A 20,694-nucleotide genomic window follows, 5' to 3' on the forward strand; every position below is an offset into this window, starting at 1 on the left:
TAGTAAAAGATTACACATCATGTGGAGGAACAATCACAATTACTTACAATGGTAAGGATTTATGTGAGCGTGACTTAGTAGCAGGACCATACGTAATAAACGTTGATCCAGCACCAACACCAGTATTCTATTCAATAGAAAATGCAGATATTACTTGTGAAGATTTAGGTTCTTATGTTCCTGAAAGTTTAGGATACAGTAATGGTATTGAAGGTCCTTGTGGAATCAATGGAGAAGTTCAAGGTATTGCAGAACAATTTGAAGGTAGCTGTGGTACATTTGAAGTTAATTTCTCTTATGTGTCTTGTGGTGTAGAAATTACTGCTAAACAGACTATTAAAGTAATTGACAATACTGCGCCAACATTTAATGGGGAGTTACCTCAAAATATGACTATCGAATGTGGTAGTGATATTCCTGAGGCAGCAATATTAACCGCTAGTGATACGTGTTCAGATGCAACTGTAGAATATACTCCTGAGGAAGAAATAACTTCAAGAGAATGTAAAGCTGATGATGCTGGTAACCATACATTATGGATTTCTAACAAATCAGGTTTAGGAGCAAGCAGTAAGAACTGGACTGCAACTCAAGCAACTTCATTTGAGCAATTCTCAAATGGTACAGCTAAGTTGACAGGTACTTCAGCAAATGTTGATAACTCTAATCAGATATTCCAATTTGTAGTATGGTTTAAAGATGCAAGTACGTATAATGAGTGGACTTCTACTCCTAATGCAGAATCTTCAACTGGATACCGTCAGCCTAAATTAAATGCTGGTACTACTAATGGAGCAACATTAGATGATGCTCAAACTTGGACATATTATCTAATGGATGAGTCTAAAGACAACAAATTAGTTGGACAAGGTGATTATGCAGGAGTAGAGTTATCTCTATCTCATAATCCTTCTAACTTAGTGTTTGGATTACAATATGGTCAGAAAGCAAGTTTACAGAGCAATGGTTTAGGAGTGTCAACTTGGATTAGAATTCAAGGAGATTACAACGGATCAACTTATAACAGTAATGGTGATTTCAATATCGCATTATCTGATTGTGTTGAAAATCCTAATTTCGAAACTAACGGTCAAAATAACTGTAATAGAACAATTGTTCGTACATGGGAAGCAACTGATGCTTGTGGTAATGTGGCTACACATACACAAACAATCACAGTTAGTGATACTATGGCTCCAGTTATTGATTGTGCAAAAGATGAAGACTTTGGTCTTGTAACTGAAGTTCCAACTAATTTTGCTAATAAAGCACCTTATACAGATAACTGTAGTGCTTCTGGTGAAACTACTGATTTCACAGATAGTGAGATTACTGCAGTTCCTGGAAGTGGTTCGCAGGTTGGATCAGAATTCAGATTTATCTTTGAAGAAGGTTACATCTTAACTTTTGGTGATTCACCAGCAGGAATAGTTAATGATGCTCCTTATTATACTGGTCATGTAACAGATTACGCAGGTAATTTATTACCTCAGTATGGTAACTTTGAAATGATTTTCTACTTCAATAATATTTATCAAGACTATAGTATAGTTCGTAATGGAGAAGAACTTGGTTATGGACCAATGGTTGATGGTTTACCATCATGTGTATCTGAAGATTGGTACGTAGAAAGTGTTAACGGTCATAACAAAGCATTAATTGTTGAGTGTGGACAGTCTAACTCTACTATTGAGTATGAATTCACACGTACATTCTACGCAAGTGATGATTGTGGTAATGTTGGAGAATGTTCTGTAACATACACTTGGACTACTGCAGGAGAAATTGCAAGAGAACAAGCAGCTTCAATGGAAGAGAATTTTGAATTCTTTCCAACTGACAGAGATCCAGAATCTAAAGTCAACCAAGAAGAAGTTAAAATCGACTTTAAAGCGTTCCCAGTACCATTTGATAATGAGGTAACTCTTACATATGAGTTTGATTATAGAACAAACGTAACTATTGAGTTCTTTGATACTAAAGGTTTATTAGTATTATCAGAAACAAACACTAGATATGTTTCAGGTTCAAAAGGTAGAACTACATTTGATCTATCAAGAACTTCTAGTCAAGTATTCTATGTGAAGTTAACGACTAATCAAGGTACAGTTACTAAGAAGATAGTATCTTCAGGTAAGAAGTAAATAGATTAAAATAATTAGGGAATTTCCTAAGGGTATATATAAAAGGCAGCTAGAAATAGCTGCCTTTTTTTGCTTTAGTTTGAACTAAGTAGCATTCGATAGATTGTGTGGTTTTTATTTGTGGGTTGTCTTGAGATAAGAATAATAGAACTAAAAAATATATTACGATTGTTTATGTGATAAATTTATAATAGAGTTTGCCCAAGTTGTGGCTTCATCTATAGTATCAAATATCTCAAAGGGTTTATTTAAGAAGAGTTTTTCTATTTCGGCATTGCGCTTAGCTTTGTAATCTGAAGAAACAACACAGAATCCTGCTAGGTTTTTAATTTTAGACGTTTCATTATAAATGGCAGGATCTACTGCGTAAGAATGTAAACGATGTGTGATATAAACAAAATTTGTGTTTGTAAAGTAGGTATCAGCAACATTTAATAAAACTTTATTATGCTCAGGGGTTACTGTAACGCCTTCATTGATAACTACTATCATATAGTAATCATAAATGTGCATCGTGCAAAAATCATATTTTAACACATCAGTCATATCTAAAGTTAGTAATAACTTCAATGGAAAGCAAAAAAAAACGCCTTGAAATTTCAAGGCGTTTTAATTTTAAGTAATACTATTAAGATTCAGTTTTCTTTTTTGGTTTCTCAATTTTAATAGTTAATTCATCAGACTTAGCATCTAAATCCATAATAATTGTATCTCCATCATGCAATTGAGAATTAATTATTTCTTCAGCCAATGCGTCTTCTATATACTTCTGTATAGCTCGTTTTAGAGGTCTTGCCCCATATTGTTGATCAAATCCCTTTTCGGCTATATAATCTTTAGCTTTGGTACTTAATTTAAGTTCGTAGCCTAAATCTTTGATACGTTCTATCAAGAATGCTAATTCTATATCAATAATCTTATTAATATGCTTTTTCTCTAATACATTAAAGACCATCACATCATCAATACGATTTAAGAATTCAGGAGCAAAGGCTTTTTTAAGTGCATTTTCAATTATACTTCTTGAGTTGTCAGTAGCTTGAGCTACTTTTGCTGAAGTACCAAAACCAACACCTTGACCGAAGTCTTTCAGTTTTCTAGCCCCAATATTCGACGTCATAATTATAATTGTATTTCTAAAATCAATTTTACGACCTAAACTATCAGTAAGATAACCGTCATCAAGAACTTGAAGTAACATGTTGAACACATCTGGATGCGCTTTTTCTATTTCATCAAGAAGAATAACAGCATAAGGCTTACGTCTAACTTTTTCAGTAAGTTGACCACCTTCTTCATAACCAACATATCCTGGAGGAGCTCCTATAAGTCTAGAAATGGCAAATTTCTCCATATACTCACTCATATCTATTCGCACTAAAGCATCATCACTATCAAATAATTCCCGAGCTAATACTTTGGCTAATTGCGTTTTACCGACACCAGTTTGCCCTAAAAAGATAAATGAACCAATTGGCTTATTTGGATCTTTAAGTCCAGCACGATTACGCTGAATAGCTTTAACAACCTTTGCTACGGCTTCGTCCTGACCAATAACTTTTCCTTTTATTAATTCTGGTAATTGAGCTAATTTATTGCTTTCAGTTTGTGCAATTCTATTTACAGGAATTCCAGTCATCATTGAAACCACATCTGCAACATTGTCTTCCGATACAATTTCTTTGTGTTGTTTTGTTTCTTCTTCCCATTTTTCTTGAGCTAAAGCTAAGTCTTTTTCTAAACGTTTTTCATCATCTCTGAGCTTAGCTGCCTCTTCATACTTTTGTTTTTTAACAACAGTATTTTTAGTTTCTTTTACTTCTTCAAGTTTTTTTTCGAGCTCTAAGATTTGTTTTGGAACATCAATATTTGTAATATGAACTCTAGATCCAGCTTCATCTAATGCGTCAATAGCTTTGTCTGGAAGAAAGCGTTCAGTCATATATCTATTCGTCAATTTTACACAAGCTTTAATAGCTTCGTCTGTATATTCAACATTGTGATGTTCCTCGTATTTTCCTTTAATATTATTAAGGATTTCAATAGTTTCTTCAACAGTTGTAGGTTCAACAATTACTTTTTGAAAACGACGTTCTAATGCACCATCTTTTTCGATGTATTGCCTGTATTCATCAAGTGTAGTAGCACCAATACATTGGATTTCACCTCTCGCTAAAGCTGGCTTAAACATGTTTGAAGCATCTAAACTACCTGTTGCGCCTCCAGCACCAACTATGGTATGGATTTCGTCAATAAATAGAATGATATCATCATTTTTTTCAAGCTCGTTCATTACGGCTTTCATACGTTCTTCAAACTGACCTCTATATTTTGTTCCAGCAACCAAACTTGCTAAATCTAATGTAACTACACGTTTATTAAAAAGAATTCGAGATACTTTACGCTTTACAATTCTAAGTGCTAGACCTTCAGCAATGGCAGATTTACCAACACCAGGTTCTCCAATTAATAATGGATTGTTTTTTTTGCGTCTACTTAAAATTTGTGACACACGTTGTATTTCTTTTTCTCGACCTACAACGGGATCTAACTTGCCTTCTTCAGCCATAACAGTAAGGTCTCTTCCGAAGTTGTCTAAAACAGGTGTTTTAGACTTTTTCGCAGACTTTGAACCCGTTTGACCAAAAGGATTTTGTTTTGCTTCGTCGTCTTCAATCGGCTCATCATCAGAAAAAGATTCTGATTTTGGCTCATCTATAAAATCATCTTCGTTTGTTATCATAAATTTAAATTGTTCTTTAACATTATCATAATCTACTTTTAACTTGTTTAAAAGTTTTGTAGTAGGATCGTTTTCGTTTCTTAAAATACATAATAATAGGTGAGCTGTATTTATAGAAGTACTTTGAAAAAGTTTAGCTTCTAAAAAAGTAGTTTTTAAGGCACGCTCAGCTTGTCTAGTAAGGTGAAGATTTTTCTTCTCATTAGATGTTACTGTAATATTAGGATTTGCGGGACTAAGAATTTCAACTTTTCGTCTTAAATGATTTAAATCAATATCTAAAGCACTTAATATATCTATTGCCTTTCCACTACCATCGCGAAGTAAGCCTAACATTAAATGTTCGGTACCTATAAAATCGTGACCTAGCCGTAAAGCTTCTTCTTTGCTAAACGCAATTACATCTTTAACTCTTGGGGAAAAATTATCATCCATAGTAAACTCTTTCTGCTTTAAAAATAGTAAAAACAAGTATAAAAAGGCAAAAACTATACCTTAATATATATTAATAGTCTAATAGTCTAAAAAAACTTTACAAAATCAAAGTTTTTAACCACTAACTTATTAAAAAAAGGTTACAAATTTTGTTAATAAAAAATATTAAAAAAGGGTTTTAAAGGTTCTGCAAACACTATGAAATTGGTTATCTTAGCGTGTTTGTAAAACCTACAAAAAATCTAATAATTTTATTTATGACAGAAGGAGAAAAAGTAATCCCTATTAACATAGAAGATGAAATGAAATCGGCTTACATTGATTATTCAATGTCAGTCATTGTGTCACGTGCATTACCAGATGTAAGAGACGGTTTAAAACCTGTTCACAGACGTGTATTATATGGTATGCATGAACTAGGTGTTAGATCTAATACAGCCCACAAAAAGTCGGCTAGAATTGTTGGGGAAGTACTTGGTAAGTATCATCCACATGGTGACACTTCTGTTTATGATGCGATGGTACGTATGGCTCAAGAATGGAGTTTACGATATATGTTAGTTGATGGTCAAGGAAACTTTGGTTCTATTGATGGCGATAGTCCTGCAGCAATGCGTTATACAGAAGCACGTATGCGTAAGATATCTGAAGATATGCTTGCAGATATTGATAAGGAAACAGTTGATCATAAGTTAAATTTTGATGACACTTTACAAGAACCTACGGTATTGCCTACGCGTATACCAGGTCTTTTAGTTAATGGTGCATCTGGTATTGCTGTTGGTATGGCTACTAATATGCCACCTCACAATTTAAGTGAAGTTGTTGATGGAACTATAGCTTACATTGAAAATAATGACATTGAAATAGATGAACTTATTACTCATGTAAAAGCACCAGATTTTCCAACGGGAGGAACGATTTATGGATACGATGGTGTTCGCGAAGCTTTTAAGACAGGTCGTGGACGAATTGTCATGAGAGGAAAAGCTGTTATTGAAGAAGTACAAGGCAGAGAAACTATTATAGTTACTGAAATACCATATCAGGTTAATAAAGCTGATATGATTAAGAAAACTGCTGATCTTATTAATGATAAAAAGATTGATGGAATTTCTTTAATTAGAGATGAGTCTGATAGAAATGGAATGCGTATCGTTTATATATTAAAACGTGATGCTATTCCAAATATCGTATTGAATATGTTGTATAAATATACAGCATTACAATCTTCATTTAGTGTTAATAACATTGCCTTAGTTAATGGACGTCCGCAATTATTGAATCTTAAAGAGATGATTCATTATTTCGTGGAGCACAGACATGAGGTAGTTGTTAGACGTACTAAATACGAATTACGTAAAGCAGAAGAGAGAGCACATATCTTAGAAGGATTAATTATTGCTTCAGATAATATTGATGAAGTTATTGCACTTATAAGAGCATCGGCAAATGCTGATGAAGCTAGAGCAAAATTAATTGAACGTTTTGAACTTTCAGAAATTCAAGCGAAAGCAATTGTAGAAATGCGATTACGTCAATTAACTGGACTAGAACAAGACAAACTTCGTACTGAGTACGAAGAATTGATGAAAACTATTGAAGACTTAAAAGACATTCTTGATAAAAAAGAACGTCGTATGAATATCATCAAAGATGAACTTTCAGTTGTTAAAGATAAATATGGTGATGATCGTCGTTCTTTAATAGAATATGCTGGTGGAGATTTAAGTATCGAAGATATGATTCCAGATGAGCAAGTAGTAATTACTATTTCTCATGCAGGTTACATCAAAAGAACATCACTTACAGAATATAAAACTCAAAATAGAGGAGGAGTTGGTCAAAAAGCATCGACGACTAGAAATGAAGATTTCTTAGAACATTTATTTGTTGGTACAAACCATCAATACATGTTATTCTTTACGCAAAAAGGAAAATGTTTCTGGATGCGAGTTTATGAAATTCCAGAAGGAAGTAAAACGTCTAAAGGAAGAGCAATCCAAAATCTAATCAATATTGAGCAAGATGATAAGGTGATGGCCTTCATTTGTACTCAAGACTTAAAGGATGAAGATTACATTAATAGTCATTATGTTATTATGGCGACTAAGAATGGTCAGGTTAAGAAAACATCTTTAGAACAATATTCTCGTCCGAGAACTAATGGTATTAATGCAATTACAATTAAGGAGGGTGATGAGTTACTAGAAGCAAAATTAACTACAGGAAACAGTCAAGTAATGCTTGCACTTAAATCTGGTAAAGCTATTAGATTTGAAGAAGCTAAGACTCGTCCAATGGGAAGAAACGCTTCAGGTGTTAGAGGAATTAGATTAGCACATGACAAAGATGAAGTTATCGGAATGGTAACTGTTGAGAATCCTCAAGAAGAATCTGTACTTGTTGTTTCAGGAAAAGGATACGGGAAAAGAACGTATATTGATGATCCAGAAGATGGAGAAGCAGTTTACAGAATTACAAACCGTGGAGGGAAAGGTGTCAAAACCATCTCAATTACTGAAAAAACAGGAGATTTAGTAGCGATCAAGACTGTAACAGATGAAGACGATTTAATGATTATTAATAAATCTGGTATTGCTATAAGAATGGCAGTAAACGATTTAAGAGTTATGGGTCGTGCTACACAAGGTGTGAAATTAATCAACCTTAAAGGAAGCGATTCTATTGCAGCTGTGGCCAAGGTGATGAAAGATGATGAGGAAGAATTAAATGAAGATGACGCTGATATTCAAGATGTTAATGAGGATGGCACAACTCTTGATAATAACGAAGAAGAATAATAACAATAATTAACACCTAATAAAACAAAGTAATAATGAAAAAGCAAATTATAATTGCTTTAGCACTTTTAGTAAGTACTATTTCCTTTTCTCAGAAAAATGAACTAAAAGCTGCAGAAAAAGCAATTAAAAACAAAAATTTCGCAGATGCGAAAGCAGCAATACAATCGGCAGAGTCACTTATTGGCTCAGCAGATGATAAGACAAAAGCAAAATTTTATTTTTTAAAAGGTCAATCTTTATATGCAAATGGAGCTGGATCTAATGAAGATACAGATGAAGCTATTGTAAGTTTTAATATGGTAAAAGATATTGAATCTAAAGCTGGGAAAATCAAATATTCTTCAAATGTAGAAGAAATGAAGAAGACCATGTTAGCTAATTTTCTTACTTCAGCTAACACAGCTTTACAAGCCAAGCAATTCATGAAGTCTTCTGACGGTTTCAATAAAGCATACCGTATGTCTACTAAAGACACATTGTACCTTTATTATGCAGCATCTACTGCAGTTACCGCTCAAGATTATGATGTTTCTTTAACCCTATATAAAGAACTTAGAGATATAGGATATACTGGTATTGAGTTGGAATACTCTGCAACAAACAAGGAAACAGGAGAACCAGAAAACTTTGATAATAAATCTTTAAGAGATTTTGCACTTAAGGCAGGAAGTCATATTGTTCCAAAACAAAAGAAAACAGATTCAAGATCTGGTGAGATTATTAAAAATATAGCACTTATTTACATTAGTAAAGGTGAAGATGAAAAGGCAACAGCGGCAATTAAGGAAGCTAGAGCTGAAAATCCTGACGATGTATCACTTATTATTTCTGAAGCTAACATTGAGTTGAAATTAGGAAACAATGATAAGTTTAAAAGCTTAATGGAAGAAGCTACATTGAAGGATCCAGTCAATCCAACACTTCGTTATAATGTTGGAGTAATGACAATGAAAGAAGGTGATTTTGAATCAGCTAGAAAATCTTTTAGTAAAGCTTTAGAATTAGATCCTTCAATGCAAGATGCTGCGATCAATATTTCTACAACATTTATTGATGAAGGAAATAAGCTTGTTGAAGAAATGAATAGCCTTGGTACATCTAGTGCCGATTTTGAAAGATACGATGTGTTAAAAGCGCAAAAAGTTGATTTGTTTCAAGAAGGTGCAAATATTTTAATTCAGTTTTTAGAAAACAATCCTAATGGTAGTAATAGTATTTTTCAGCAACTAAACAATATCTATTTGGCTATTGGTGATGTTGATAAAGCTAAAATGTATAAAGGAAGGATTAAAGAATAGTTAATATATTTATTCGATATAAAAAAAGCCACTCTAAACTGAGTGGCTTTTTTTATATTATTTTTTTGATAACCCTGAGCTTATGAGTATGTGATTTCTTATCAATGTTATAAATACCAGAATGGTCTAAACGATCAATTCTAACTTTACCATGTGCATGGATGATATAATTGTTTTCCATAATAATTCCGACGTGAATTATTTGTCCCTCACTATTATCAAAAAATGCTAAATCTCCAGGCTCACTTTCTTCAATAAAACTTAAGGCTAGGCCTTGAGAAGCTTGTTGAGAGGCATCACGCAGTAAATTGTAGCCGTTTAGTTTATATACCATTTGGGTGAAACCAGAACAATCAATTCCGAAAGGTGTTTTTCCTCCCCAAAGATAGGGTGCATTCAAATACATGAATGCTGTTTTTATCAAGTTTTCTTTTGGTTGTTTTATAGATGACGTCTTCCCATCAAAGGTATGGTTTAATAAACCTAAAGCATTTAAAGAAGCCCCAAGTGGAATGGTATATAATTGTTGGTTTTCATCTTCAATATATTCTACTAAATCATTAGAAAGCAAATGATCTTCACTCTTAATAGACTTGTAGTCTTCTTCAGTAATTTCTAAATACTGTTTGTTGTCAATCCAACCTTCATATTTGTCATGAGCTAAACGAATTCGACTCCAAGATTTACGTTGTTCTAAGACCTTGAAAATTTCACCATAAAGCACTTGAGAGACTAACTCACAAGGGTCATTAGGTTCAACTCTAAGTGGAACAATACTCAGATTACAAATTCCGTATTGCATTAAGATAAATTAATTGCGTTCTAATACTACAGCAGAAGCACCACCACCACCATTACAAATAGTAGCAGCTCCAATTTTAGCATTATTTTGTTCTAATACATTTAACAAAGTAATCAAAATTCTAACACCAGAACATCCCAAAGGGTGTCCTAAGGAAACAGCTCCTCCATTTACATTTATATTACTATCATTTAGTCCTAAAAGTTTCATGTTTGCTAAACCTACAACTGCAAAAGCCTCATTGAATTCAAAAAAATCTACATCGTCAATTGAAATTCCAGCTTTATCTAATGCTTTTGGTAAAGCTTTCGATGGTGCAGTTGTAAACCATTTTGGTTCGTGTGCTGCGTCAGCATAACTTTTTATAGTTGCCAAAGGTTTTAATCCTAATTCTTCAGCTTTCTCCTTGCTCATTAGTACCACAGCTCCAGCTCCATCATTAATAGTAGAAGCGTTTGCAGCTGTTACTGTTCCTTCTTTTGTGAAAGCTGGACGTAATGCTGGTATTTTATCCATTCTAACATTGCTATATTCTTCATCTTTAGATACTATTACAGCATCACCACGACGTTGAGGCACTTCAACAGGTACAACTTCATTATCAAATTTGCCTGCTTCCCAAGCCGCAGCTGAACGATTATATGATTGAATAGCATAAGCATCTTGATCTTCACGTGAGAAATTATGTTCTGTAGCACATGCATCAGCACAAACTCCCATTGCATTTTTATCATAAGCATCTACCAATCCATCTTTTTGCATACCATCTTCCATAGAAGCAGGACCAAACTTAGTTCCAGTTCTTGCATGGTAATAATGTGGTATTAAACTCATGTTTTCCATTCCGCCAGCAACAATAATATCTGCATCACCTAATGCAATAGATTGTGCGGCTTGCATTACAGCTTTCATTCCAGAAGCACATACTTTGTTAATCGTTGTACAAGGAACAGTATCTGGAACTCCAGCATAAATTGCTGCTTGTCTAGCAGGAGCTTGACCTGTACCTGCTTGAACAACATTGCCCATTAATACTTCCTGAACCATTTCTGGTTTTAAATTTATTTTATCTAACGCTCCTTTTATTGCAGTAGCACCAAGTTTTGGAGCAGGAACTGTTGATAAAGCACCTAAAAAGCTTCCAATTGGTGTTCTTGCTGCTGAAACAATTACGACTTCTTTACTCATTTCTATTCCTTTTGTGTTATTTGCCGTAAAATTAATCAATTTTAATAGATTTTTTGCTATCAAATTGAGAACATCAAAAGTTTAATCTATTAATTTTATTACTTTTGAATGAATACAAACTAAGACAAATATTCATTGACTTAAAGGTATTTGTAACTCCTTAATACACAAGATGGAAGATTTAATAAATAAATGGTATAAAAATCATTCACTTTTATATAAAGTGCTTTTGTTTTTGAGTACTACCTTTTTAATTGTGTACCTATTTCCTAAAAGCGGAAAATTTAAATATAATTTTGATAAAGGAAAGCCTTGGCAGTCGGAAAACTTATATGCTCCATTTGATTTTGCAATCAAAAAGTCTTTAGATGAAATTGAGATTGAAGAGACGGAAATTAAAGAAGCTAGTTCAATATATTTTGATATTAATACTAAATTAAAATCTGAAGTTTTTGATACATACAATATCAAATTTGAAGATAAATTTTCTGATACAATACCTAATAAAAAAGTACTATATGATGTAGGGAAGTCTGCAATTGAGAATTTATATATTTTTGGAGTACTTGACGAGAATTATAAGTATTCTGAAGATAAAAATATAATTTTAGTAGAGGATCAAAAACAGATTGCTAAAGGAACTTTTGGACAGTTGACTGAGATTGGAGAGTTCAGGAAAATCCTAGAAGATGCTTTAGTTTATAACGATTTGTCCTCTTATGAAACGACCTTTATATCTTTGTTTTTTGATATCGTTTCTTCTAATGTTTCTCTTAATTCATCACTTACAGAAAATTCACTCCTTGAAGAATTAAATAGTATTTCCAGAGTGAGGGGAAGTATTGAAAAAGAGACTTTGATAATTTCTAAAGGAGAAATTGTTGAAGGAAATAAATTTGATATTTTAAAATCGTTGGAAGCCGAGTATGAGTCTCAAGTTTGGAATGAATCAAATTATAATTTAGTCATTTTCGCATACGCTTTATTAGTTGCTTTGGCACTCTTAATGCTCTTGCTTTTTTTAAGAAAGTATAGGATTGATGTCTTTTTAGATAATACTAAGGTCACTTTTATTTTCTTCAATATTTTGTTGATGATTCTATTGACAACCTTGATTATAAACTACAACTCTGCGCAAGTATATGTTATTCCGTTATGTATTCTACCATTAGTATTAAAAGCTTTTTTTGATGCGCGATTAGGATTGTTTGCACACGTACTAACAGTACTATTATTGGGCTTTATTGTTCCTAATAGTTACGAATATATGTTTCTTCAAATTATAGCAGGTATAGTAACGATATTAACTGTTTCAGAATTATATAAACGTGCTAATCTATTTATATCTGTAGGTCAAATTACATTGATTTATATAATAGCATATTTTGCATTTTTTGTTATACACGAAGGGAATATAACAAACCTGAAATTGGAAACTTTCGGGCTTTTTATTTTATGTGGTTTAGCAACATTGTTTGTCCAACCGTTAATATACATTTATGAGAAGTTATTTGGTTTGGTGTCTGATGTATCTCTTTTAGAACTTTCAGATACAAATACTAAGTTATTAAAAGAACTTTCGAATAAAGCACCTGGTACGTTTCACCATTCATTAAATGTAGCAAATTTAGCAGAAGCCTCTGCCAATGAAATTGGAGCAAATGCCATGTTGGTTAGAGTAGGAGCTTTATATCACGATATTGGTAAAATGAAATCACCTACTTATTTTACAGAAAATCAGGCGACCGGAATTAATCCTCATGATGAACTTTCTTCTCGAGAAAGTGCAAAGATTATTATTGATCATGTTATAGATGGAATAGAAATTGCCAAGAAAAATAATTTACCAGATCGGGTTATTGATTTTATTAGAACACATCATGGTACAAGTATGGTATATTACTTTTATATGAAAGAGAAGGAGCTAGATAGCACGATTTCTGATAGTGATTTTAGATATCCAGGACCAAAGCCATATAGTAAAGAAACCGCGATTTTAATGATGTGCGATAGTGTTGAAGCTGCATCTAAAAGTCTAAAGGAACCTTCTTCTACTAAAATAGATAAGTTTGTAGAATCAATAATTGCAAAACAAATGGATGATGGGCAGTTTTTGAATGCAAATATTACGTTTAAAGAGATACAATCTATCAAGAAAGTCCTTAAAACTAAGCTAGCCAACATCTTCCATTTGAGGATCGAATACCCAGAATAATTTTTTAAAAAAAGTTAAAAAAATAGTTGCGTTCTTTGTAATGATAAGTTACATTTGCATCCGCAATTTATTGCAAAGTTCATATACAAAAGGAGAGGTGCCTGAGTGGCCGAAAGGAGCGGTTTGCTAAATCGTCGTACCTAGAAATAGGTACCCAGGGTTCGAATCCCTGTCTCTCCGCAAATTTCATTAGAAATTTATTAACTAGATAACCAATTCGGAGTGTAGCGTAGCCCGGTTATCGCGCCGCGTTTGGGACGCGGAGGTCGCAGGTTCGAATCCTGCCACTCCGACTAATTATTTTACAATACTCAAGATAATTTATTATTTTGATTTTAAGAGTTACGGGCTCGTAGCTCAGCTGGATAGAGCACCTCCCTTCTAAGGAGGCGGTCACAGGTTCGAATCCTGTCGGGCTCACAAAAAGACTTAACAGAAATGTTAGGTCTTTTTTGTTTTTAGTCGAATTATACATGCATTTCGTCGATAATTGAATTGAAAACATGCATTTCGTCGAAAAAATGAAACATTTAATCGATAAAATAATGTGTTATTGATTTTATTTAAACTACATTTGTACTATAATTTTCATTAAACCCCAAACCAATGAAAAACCTACTTAAAGCAATTGCTTGCGCAATTGTTATTCTTACATGTGCTAATTGTTCTGTTGAATCAACAGATACAATTCAAGAAGATTCTTTAATTACTCAAGAAGAAACAACCGATGTTGAAGTACCAGATGTTCTCTGTACTAGTCAAGATCCTCAGGCTATATTAACTAATAATAGTTTATTGCCTGCTGATTTTGAAGTATTTGATCAGTTTGGACTTTTAATGACACATTCTTATGGAGTTGCAATTGGTGATAGCTCACCAGTATTGACATTTCCTGATGGTGTAACAACATTTATTGTTAGCACTTCAGCTTCTAGTAAAGAGATAAAAATTGATATGGGAAATTGTATGGTTTATGAAGTTGCAATTGATGAATTCAATCATTTAGACACAGACGTGCCTACTCAACTTTAGAACAGAATAAAACTATTTTTTCGTTTAAAAGATTTGTGGTAAAGAAAAGGTAACTGTTACCTCCTTCTTTAATACCAAGCTTTTTTCGAATATACTGAACCGTTTCAGGAAAATTTCTAGTAGTAATATTTGCCTTAGTAGACAACTCTTTTTTAAGGAGTTGTTTATTATAGGGCATTATTTTATTTATTTTAAACCGTCTTCCCGGAAACAAAATTAGATCTTCAGAAGTATAGAGATGGCTATTACTATGCAATTTATGAATTCCTAATTTTGATGACATAAGTTTAAAAGCTCCAGATTTATAAATAGCAACGTTTGGTTCATATAAAAATGAAAGCGGTTGGCTATACGTTGGTTTAGTAATTTGTTCTTCACCTAAATCATAACTAAATTTTTCTTGTTTGTCATTAACTATGTCTACTGCACAAACTTTGATATTATCACAATATTCTTTTTTTAGAATCCATAATAATTCTTTGACTTCATTTTTTACTGAGACAATATGAATGGATTCAACATGTTTTAATTCGTTTAGTCCAATTGAAATATCTAAAAGAGGAGATGTTTTTATCATGATCTGCTCTGTTTTTGAAAAGAGAAAATCTAGATTCTTAGGTACATTTGGTAAACAATCTTCAAGAAAAAAAACTTTACCCTTTTGGTCATGTCTTCTTGATGGATCAATATATATCCAATCGAAACTCTCATCATTACTTTTAATAAAGTCAATACCATCCGTTGGAACAAAATCTATATTATTAGTCTGTAATAATTTTGAATTATATGCTACAATCTGAGAGAGCTCTTTGTTTATTTCGCAATGAATGACCTTAGTAAATCGTTTGGAGAAGTAATGACAATCAATACCATATCCACCTGTGATATCAATAATTCGATTTCCAGAAATTAATTCAGACTTATATTTAGCAGTAATTTCTGAAGACGTTTGCTCTATATTAAGCTTGTTAGGAAAATAAATACTCTCAGTGCCAAACCATGTTGGCAATTTGTTTTTGCTCTTTCGTTTGGCTTCAATTTGCTCAACAATAGCTTTTGTATTAACATTATGAATTTGTTTTCCTTTTAATAATAGCTTTGTGACCTCTTCATTGAGATGGGAATTAATATACGATTGAACCTCAGTATGTAGAATGTCTTGATTCAATTGGATTAGAGATCTTTTGTTAGTTTTTGTACTACTTTGTTTTCTGAAAGAAACTCTTTTAAAATCACTTTTATAGCAGTGTAAGTTGGTATTGCTACTATCATTCCTACTATTCCAAATAGCAGTCCCGCGATTATGATTACTAAAAATATTTCAAGAGGATGAGACTTCACACTCTTTGAAAAAATAAATGGCTGACTGAAAAAATTATCTACTAATTGAGCAATTACAAAGCCAATCATTACATATGTAGTTTTTGGTAGAATTACGGCACTGAAGCTCTCCCCTAAGTTGCTTGACATGGTTAATACAATCATCAAGACACCACTAACTAATGGTCCAACATAAGGAATAAGGTTTAGTAATGCGCATAAAAAAGCAATCACTATGGCGTTATCAATTCCAAAAAGCAGTAATACAATTGTATAAATAACAAAGAGTATAAGAATTTGAAATATCAAGCCTACAAAGTATCTTGATAGCAAATCTTTGATTTTTTCAGATGAGTTTTTCCAACGAGATTCTTTAGAGTCTGGAATAAACGTAATAAGTCCACTTTCAAAAAGACGACTATCTTTTAAGAAGAAAAATGAAATGAATAAAACCGAAAACAAACCAATAAGTGAGCTTCCTAATCCTCCAATAAACGAGTTTAAAAAATCAGGTAATATTGAATAATCTAATTTCGAAAGCATACCTGAGTCTTTTATGGATTGCTCGACATCGACTTTGGTCAACCCAAAATGAGTTGTGATTTCTGAGTAAAGATTTTCAGCGTTTAGTTGTAATTCATCAATATCTAGGAGTGATAAGTTTTGACCTTGCTCTACTACTAATGGAATAAACATTCTAATAAGTCCGAGTAATAGACCGATAAATAAAACCATAGTCACAATTACGGCAATCGTATTATTGAACTTTAGTTTACGTCTTAAAAACAGTACAATAGGTCTTCCAATAAGAGAAATCACTGCTGCAATGGCAATGTATACGATTACAGATTGAATTTTATATAAAAAGAATAGTATGAGGCAAACACCTATTAAAATAGCGAATGCTCTTAATATGCCGTTTGCAATGATTTTTGAATCCATAGTCTAAAGATATAAAACTGTTATAAGAATTGCTTGGTAATTTCGTATAAAGCCACTGAAGTTGCTTGAACAACATTCATACTACTATTTTGACCAAACATTTCTACATGAAGGGTACTATCTGATAAACTCAATATCGCTTCTGAAACCCCAAATTTCTCATCACCAATAATAAGAGCAATAGGTTGTTCATTGGAAAACTGATATATGTGTAAGGCTTTGCTAGTGTCAGTTATTTCTAGTACAATGATTTGATAGCCTTTATTCTTAAGTTGAGTTACAACTTCAAGAGCAGTGTCGAAAACCTCAAAACTTACAGATTTTTCAGTTGCTCTAGATGTTTTATTCATTTTTCGTCCAAGCGGAATATGCTCACCACACAACACTAGTTTTTCTATACCAAATGCATCAGCCGTTCTGAACAAACTACCTACATTAGGCGCATTCGTAACATTTTCACATACTAAAGTAATTGGAAATGTTCGTTTAGTAAACGATGTGGAGTAGTGGTCAAGTTGTTTCATGAATATACTTAGTTCTCAAACGCATATTTCACAATGTTAGCACCCATTTTAAGGGCTTTTTCTCTAACTCCAGGAGGATCGTTATGCACTTCAGGATCTTCCCAACCATCGCCTAAATCACTTTCAAAAGTAAATAGTAATACTAATCTACTTTCATGAAATAGTCCAAAAGCTTGAGGTCGTTTGCCATCGTGTTCGTGAATTTTAGGTAATCCATTTGGAAAAGGATAGGCTGCACTGAAAATTTCGTGAGTTCCTGGTAATTCTATTAATTCTTGATTAGGAAACACTTTTTTCAATTCTTTCTTGATATAAGGTTCCATGCCATAATTATCATCAATATGAAGAAAACCACCAGAGATTAAGTAATTACGAAGGTTTTCGGCATCTTCATCACTAAAAAAGACATTGCCATGACCTGTCATATGTAACATAGGAAACTGAAAAATATCGACACTACCTACATCAACAGTTTCCGGCTTAGGATTCATTTTAGTGTTAATATTCGCATTACAATAACTAATTAAATTGGGTAACGCTGTAGGATTGCTATACCAATCACCTCCACCTTTATATTTAACAATGGCTAAATCTTGAGCTTTAGAACTCAAATTAATGAATCCTATAAAAATTATAGAAAGAAATAAAGTTTTAAAGAGTTTAGGCATATCTCAAAAATATAAAATAACAAGTACCAATACGTGCTTTTAACGTTAATTAAGGTTTTTTCTAAATGTTTTTCTGCGTCTGTATACAACTGGGTCAAAATGTTTCCAGATTTTCTGAATGGCCTCGTTATCTTCTAATTCAGGAGTTCTATAGCAGGTTTCCATTCCTAAATCTTTGAAAGTTTCGTAATATTCATTAAAAATAACAGCATGAACACCTTTGTTTTGATATTCAGGAAGGATACCAATGAGGTAAAAAATAATATCTTTATTATTCTTTTTTGCATCTAAAATATGCCTAAACCCAAAAGGGAATAATTTACCATTTGCCTTTTTTAGTGCATTCGAAAAACCTGGCATAACAATAGCAAAGCCAACTAGATTGTCATCTTTGTCTACAACAAATTTGATGTAATCAGGATTTATAAAGCTTATAAATTTTTTCTTGAAGTATTCCTTTTGAATATCAGTAATTTTCACAAAAGAAGAAAGTGAAGCATAACTCGCATTAAATAAGTCAAACATCTTATCTACATAAGGCATGACTTCTTCCGTTTTCGTGAATTTTAAAGCTGTTAAACTGTAACGTCGTTTAATTAATTCTTGAGCTTTTGCGAAAAATTCTGGCTTAACATTTTCAAAAGGGAATGTGCTCTCAACGTATGTTTTCTCAGGTTGATAGCCTAAAGCTTCATAATGTTTTACATAATAAGGATGATTGTACCACGTAACCATAGGTGCAATAGCTTCAAATCCTTCAGTTATGACACCAACCTTATCTAAGTTTGAAAACCCAACAGGTCCTTCAGTATATTCTAAGTTATTTGCTTTACCGATGCTTTCAACTTCTTTTAGCAATGCTTTTGAAACTTCCAAATCATCAATAAAATCAAACCAACCAAAACGCATTTTCTTTTGGTTTTGCCCATCTACTTCAAGCCAATTAATAATTGCAGCTACGCGACCAACTAATGTATTGTCTTTGTAAGCAAGAAAAAATCGAGCATCAGCATCCTGAAAAATTGGATTCTTGTTTTTGTCAAAAGTTTGTAACTCTTGACTTATAATTGGAGGAACCCAAGGCTTTGAGTCTTTATAAAGTCCAAAAGGAAATTTGACAAATTTCTTTAGATCCTTCTTAGAATAGATTTCTTTTACTGTAATCATATAATTTCAAGATTAAAGACTTCCGTCATCATCAAAGTCAGCATTATCTTTTTTCTTTTTTTTGCCTTTTTTCTTTTTTGGTTTTCTCTTATCAGCATCTTCTCTTGAGTTTCCATTGTCAATTTCCTTGTCTTTATGAAAATCAAGTCGGTAAGAAATCCCTAAATTAACGCTAAATACTGTAGGTGTGTCTTTAGTGTTTAATGTTACTGCTGTGTCCAGCTGAAAGTCTTTACTCCATAAATAAGCACCTCCAAAACGAAATAAATTATCAGCATAATATTCGCTGTCAATTCCTTGTGTTTCGGCAAAAATAACCCATTGAGGATTGAAAGAGTGCGTTAGTGTAAGTATGTATTGGAATTCAGAGAAATCGGTTCCAATTCGATCTTTTATTAAATTCATAATAAATACCCAACCACCTGAAAAATTGTTTTGAGTAGCAATCATAACTTTAGGACTAAAGCCTTCTACGTCTGGAGGTAAATATGAATTATTCTTTGTGTCAAAATTTGCACCAGCATAAACGGCTACAGCTGGAATTAAAGAATTCCATTTAAACGTTCTGTTGGCATGATAACTATATAAGTTAGGTTTTTCTTCTTCTGCATTTTTATAAGGATCGTATACGAGGTATTTTGCACCAATAGTGAAGTTTTTAAAATTAGAACGTTTATCTTCAAAAGCAATAAATCCTCTATTATCAGTTTTAGTATCGTTTTGATAAATTCCTTCAATATTGATTTCTAACTCTTCAAAAAGCAGACCATAACGAGCAGCAAAATCAACTCCAAAACCAGATACTTCATACTTTAAAGGTGTATGTTCTTCTTTAATAATATAAGGTCCAACTTCTAATTGAGCAACATTTGTACCCACTGAAAAAGCGCTTCTAGAAACTCCAGGTCTATTGGAGTTTATAACTTCGGTGTATTGAGCAAAAATGGATTGGGTAGCAAAAACTAGGAGTAAGGTAAAGGATATTTTGATGAAATTCATAGGCTTTTGATTTAATTCAAATATAGAGATTTTATATTTTTTTTAAGTATTTATAACTGTTTTTAAATCCTTATAATTGTATTTTTGTCTAAATATCTATTTATGTTACAAACAGCATCATTCGTGGGTTTTTTTAGAACGATTTTAATTATCCTTTTGGTATATTATGGTATCAAGATTTTAACACGTCTTTTTGCACCATATTTTTTACGATATATGTCTAAAAAGATGCAACAAAAATTTGGAGGACAGTTTCAGCAGCAACAACAGGCTCAAAATCCTAAACAAAAGGAAGGAGAGACTGTTATAGATAAAGTTCCTCAACAACATAAATCTTCAGATAAAAGTGTAGGTGAGTACGTAGATTACGAAGAAATTGAGTAAATTTCGACCTCATTGATAATTCTATT

General features: G+C 32.6%; 16 protein-coding genes and 3 tRNA genes. 9 read left to right on the forward strand and 10 right to left on the reverse strand.

The window, feature by feature from the left end:
• On the forward strand, positions 1–2,144 hold a 2,144-nt coding region (locus tag RH81_RS05330), incomplete at its 5' end, for a T9SS type A sorting domain-containing protein (RefSeq protein ID WP_033958789.1).
• A 162-nt stretch (positions 2,145–2,306) separates the two neighbouring features.
• Here the strand turns inward: RH81_RS05330 and RH81_RS05335 are convergent.
• Both RH81_RS05335 and RH81_RS05340 read right to left on the reverse strand, forming a co-directional pair.
• Positions 2,307–2,636, reverse strand: coding sequence for a hypothetical protein (locus RH81_RS05335; protein WP_241478959.1), 330 nt, complete (start codon positions 2,634–2,636; stop codon positions 2,307–2,309).
• 136 nt (positions 2,637–2,772) lie between these two features.
• Positions 2,773–5,322: an ATP-dependent Clp protease ATP-binding subunit gene (locus RH81_RS05340; RefSeq protein WP_033958792.1), complete on the reverse strand. Its 2,550-nt coding sequence runs from the start codon at positions 5,320–5,322 to the stop codon at positions 2,773–2,775.
• A gap of 257 nt (positions 5,323–5,579) precedes the next feature.
• Between RH81_RS05340 and gyrA the strand changes: the two genes are divergently transcribed.
• Together gyrA and RH81_RS05350 are read left to right on the forward strand one after the other, a co-directional pair.
• Positions 5,580–8,126 (forward strand): DNA gyrase subunit A, encoded by a 2,547-nt coding sequence (gyrA, locus tag RH81_RS05345; protein ID WP_033958794.1) that lies wholly within the window; start codon positions 5,580–5,582, stop codon positions 8,124–8,126.
• Positions 8,127–8,161: 35 nt separating this feature from the next.
• Positions 8,162–9,427, forward strand: a complete 1,266-nt coding sequence (locus RH81_RS05350) for a tetratricopeptide repeat protein (RefSeq protein ID WP_033958797.1) — start codon at positions 8,162–8,164, stop codon at positions 9,425–9,427.
• 52 nt (positions 9,428–9,479) lie between these two features.
• On the opposite strand, the gene RH81_RS05355 is transcribed toward RH81_RS05350, so the two are convergent.
• Positions 9,480–10,229, reverse strand: coding sequence for a C40 family peptidase (locus RH81_RS05355; RefSeq protein WP_033958798.1), 750 nt, complete (start codon positions 10,227–10,229; stop codon positions 9,480–9,482).
• 9 nt (positions 10,230–10,238) lie between these two features.
• A complete protein-coding gene (locus RH81_RS05360; protein ID WP_033958933.1) occupies positions 10,239–11,417 on the reverse strand; it encodes an acetyl-CoA C-acyltransferase in 1,179 nt (392 codons plus the stop codon).
• Between the two features lie 172 nt (positions 11,418–11,589).
• Between RH81_RS05360 and RH81_RS05365 the strand changes: the two genes are divergently transcribed.
• From RH81_RS05365 to RH81_RS05385, 5 genes are all read left to right on the forward strand, one after another.
• Positions 11,590–13,632, forward strand: a complete 2,043-nt coding sequence (locus RH81_RS05365) for an HD family phosphohydrolase (RefSeq protein WP_033958800.1) — start codon at positions 11,590–11,592, stop codon at positions 13,630–13,632.
• Between the two features lie 91 nt (positions 13,633–13,723).
• Positions 13,724–13,812 (forward strand) — tRNA-Ser (locus tag RH81_RS05370).
• A gap of 38 nt (positions 13,813–13,850) precedes the next feature.
• Positions 13,851–13,925, forward strand: a tRNA-Pro gene (locus RH81_RS05375).
• Positions 13,926–13,978: 53 nt separating this feature from the next.
• Positions 13,979–14,052: transfer RNA gene (locus RH81_RS05380), tRNA-Arg, on the forward strand.
• A gap of 186 nt (positions 14,053–14,238) precedes the next feature.
• Positions 14,239–14,664, forward strand: a complete 426-nt coding sequence (locus RH81_RS05385; protein WP_033958801.1) for a hypothetical protein — start codon at positions 14,239–14,241, stop codon at positions 14,662–14,664.
• Here the strand turns inward: RH81_RS05385 and RH81_RS05390 are convergent.
• From RH81_RS05390 to RH81_RS05415, 6 genes are read right to left on the reverse strand one after another with little or no spacing between them, the layout of a single operon-like run.
• Positions 14,651–15,832: a class I SAM-dependent methyltransferase gene (locus RH81_RS05390; protein WP_033958802.1), complete on the reverse strand. Its 1,182-nt coding sequence runs from the start codon at positions 15,830–15,832 to the stop codon at positions 14,651–14,653. The two genes, RH81_RS05385 and RH81_RS05390, sit on opposite strands and share 14 nt — an antisense overlap.
• Positions 15,833–15,837: 5 nt before the next feature.
• Positions 15,838–16,926 (reverse strand): AI-2E family transporter, encoded by a 1,089-nt coding sequence (locus tag RH81_RS05395; protein WP_033958805.1) that lies wholly within the window; start codon positions 16,924–16,926, stop codon positions 15,838–15,840.
• A gap of 20 nt (positions 16,927–16,946) precedes the next feature.
• Positions 16,947–17,450: a TrmH family RNA methyltransferase gene (locus RH81_RS05400; protein ID WP_033958808.1), complete on the reverse strand. Its 504-nt coding sequence runs from the start codon at positions 17,448–17,450 to the stop codon at positions 16,947–16,949.
• Positions 17,451–17,458: 8 nt separating this feature from the next.
• Complete coding sequence (locus RH81_RS05405) at positions 17,459–18,118, reverse strand: DUF4159 domain-containing protein (RefSeq protein ID WP_033958815.1); 660 nt, start codon at positions 18,116–18,118, stop codon at positions 17,459–17,461.
• 45 nt (positions 18,119–18,163) lie between these two features.
• On the reverse strand, positions 18,164–19,285 hold the full coding sequence (locus RH81_RS05410; protein ID WP_033958816.1) for a hypothetical protein: 1,122 nt from the start codon (positions 19,283–19,285) through the stop codon (positions 18,164–18,166).
• Positions 19,286–19,297: 12 nt separating this feature from the next.
• Positions 19,298–20,284, reverse strand: a complete 987-nt coding sequence (locus RH81_RS05415) for a transporter (RefSeq protein ID WP_033958818.1) — start codon at positions 20,282–20,284, stop codon at positions 19,298–19,300.
• A 102-nt stretch (positions 20,285–20,386) separates the two neighbouring features.
• Here RH81_RS05415 and RH81_RS05420 point away from each other — a divergent pair, with 102 nt between their 5' ends.
• Complete coding sequence (locus RH81_RS05420; RefSeq protein ID WP_033958820.1) at positions 20,387–20,668, forward strand: DUF4834 family protein; 282 nt, start codon at positions 20,387–20,389, stop codon at positions 20,666–20,668.
• The last annotated feature ends 26 nt before the right edge of the window (positions 20,669–20,694 follow it).

The sequence above is a fragment of the Psychroserpens jangbogonensis genome, from assembly GCF_000797465.1.
Taxonomy (GTDB): Bacteria; Bacteroidota; Bacteroidia; order Flavobacteriales; family Flavobacteriaceae; genus Psychroserpens; species Psychroserpens jangbogonensis.

Coding starts and splice junctions, on each gene's coding strand:
- RH81_RS05405 (WP_033958815.1), bottom strand. CDS start 18,118: ATGCCTAAACTCTTTAAAACTTTATTTCTTTCTATAATTTTTATAGGA.
- RH81_RS05355 (WP_033958798.1), bottom strand. CDS start 10,229: ATGCAATACGGAATTTGTAATCTGAGTATTGTTCCACTTAGAGTTGAA.
- RH81_RS05350 (WP_033958797.1), top strand. CDS start 8,162: ATGAAAAAGCAAATTATAATTGCTTTAGCACTTTTAGTAAGTACTATT.
- RH81_RS05395 (WP_033958805.1), bottom strand. CDS start 16,926: ATGGATTCAAAAATCATTGCAAACGGCATATTAAGAGCATTCGCTATT.
- RH81_RS05360 (WP_033958933.1), bottom strand. CDS start 11,417: ATGAGTAAAGAAGTCGTAATTGTTTCAGCAGCAAGAACACCAATTGGA.
- RH81_RS05415 (WP_033958818.1), bottom strand. CDS start 20,284: ATGAATTTCATCAAAATATCCTTTACCTTACTCCTAGTTTTTGCTACC.
- RH81_RS05410 (WP_033958816.1), bottom strand. CDS start 19,285: ATGATTACAGTAAAAGAAATCTATTCTAAGAAGGATCTAAAGAAATTT.
- RH81_RS05335 (WP_241478959.1), bottom strand. CDS start 2,636: ATGATAGTAGTTATCAATGAAGGCGTTACAGTAACCCCTGAGCATAAT.
- RH81_RS05385 (WP_033958801.1), top strand. CDS start 14,239: ATGAAAAACCTACTTAAAGCAATTGCTTGCGCAATTGTTATTCTTACA.
- RH81_RS05400 (WP_033958808.1), bottom strand. CDS start 17,450: ATGAAACAACTTGACCACTACTCCACATCGTTTACTAAACGAACATTT.
- RH81_RS05340 (WP_033958792.1), bottom strand. CDS start 5,322: ATGGATGATAATTTTTCCCCAAGAGTTAAAGATGTAATTGCGTTTAGC.
- RH81_RS05420 (WP_033958820.1), top strand. CDS start 20,387: ATGTTACAAACAGCATCATTCGTGGGTTTTTTTAGAACGATTTTAATT.
- RH81_RS05365 (WP_033958800.1), top strand. CDS start 11,590: ATGGAAGATTTAATAAATAAATGGTATAAAAATCATTCACTTTTATAT.
- gyrA (WP_033958794.1), top strand. CDS start 5,580: ATGACAGAAGGAGAAAAAGTAATCCCTATTAACATAGAAGATGAAATG.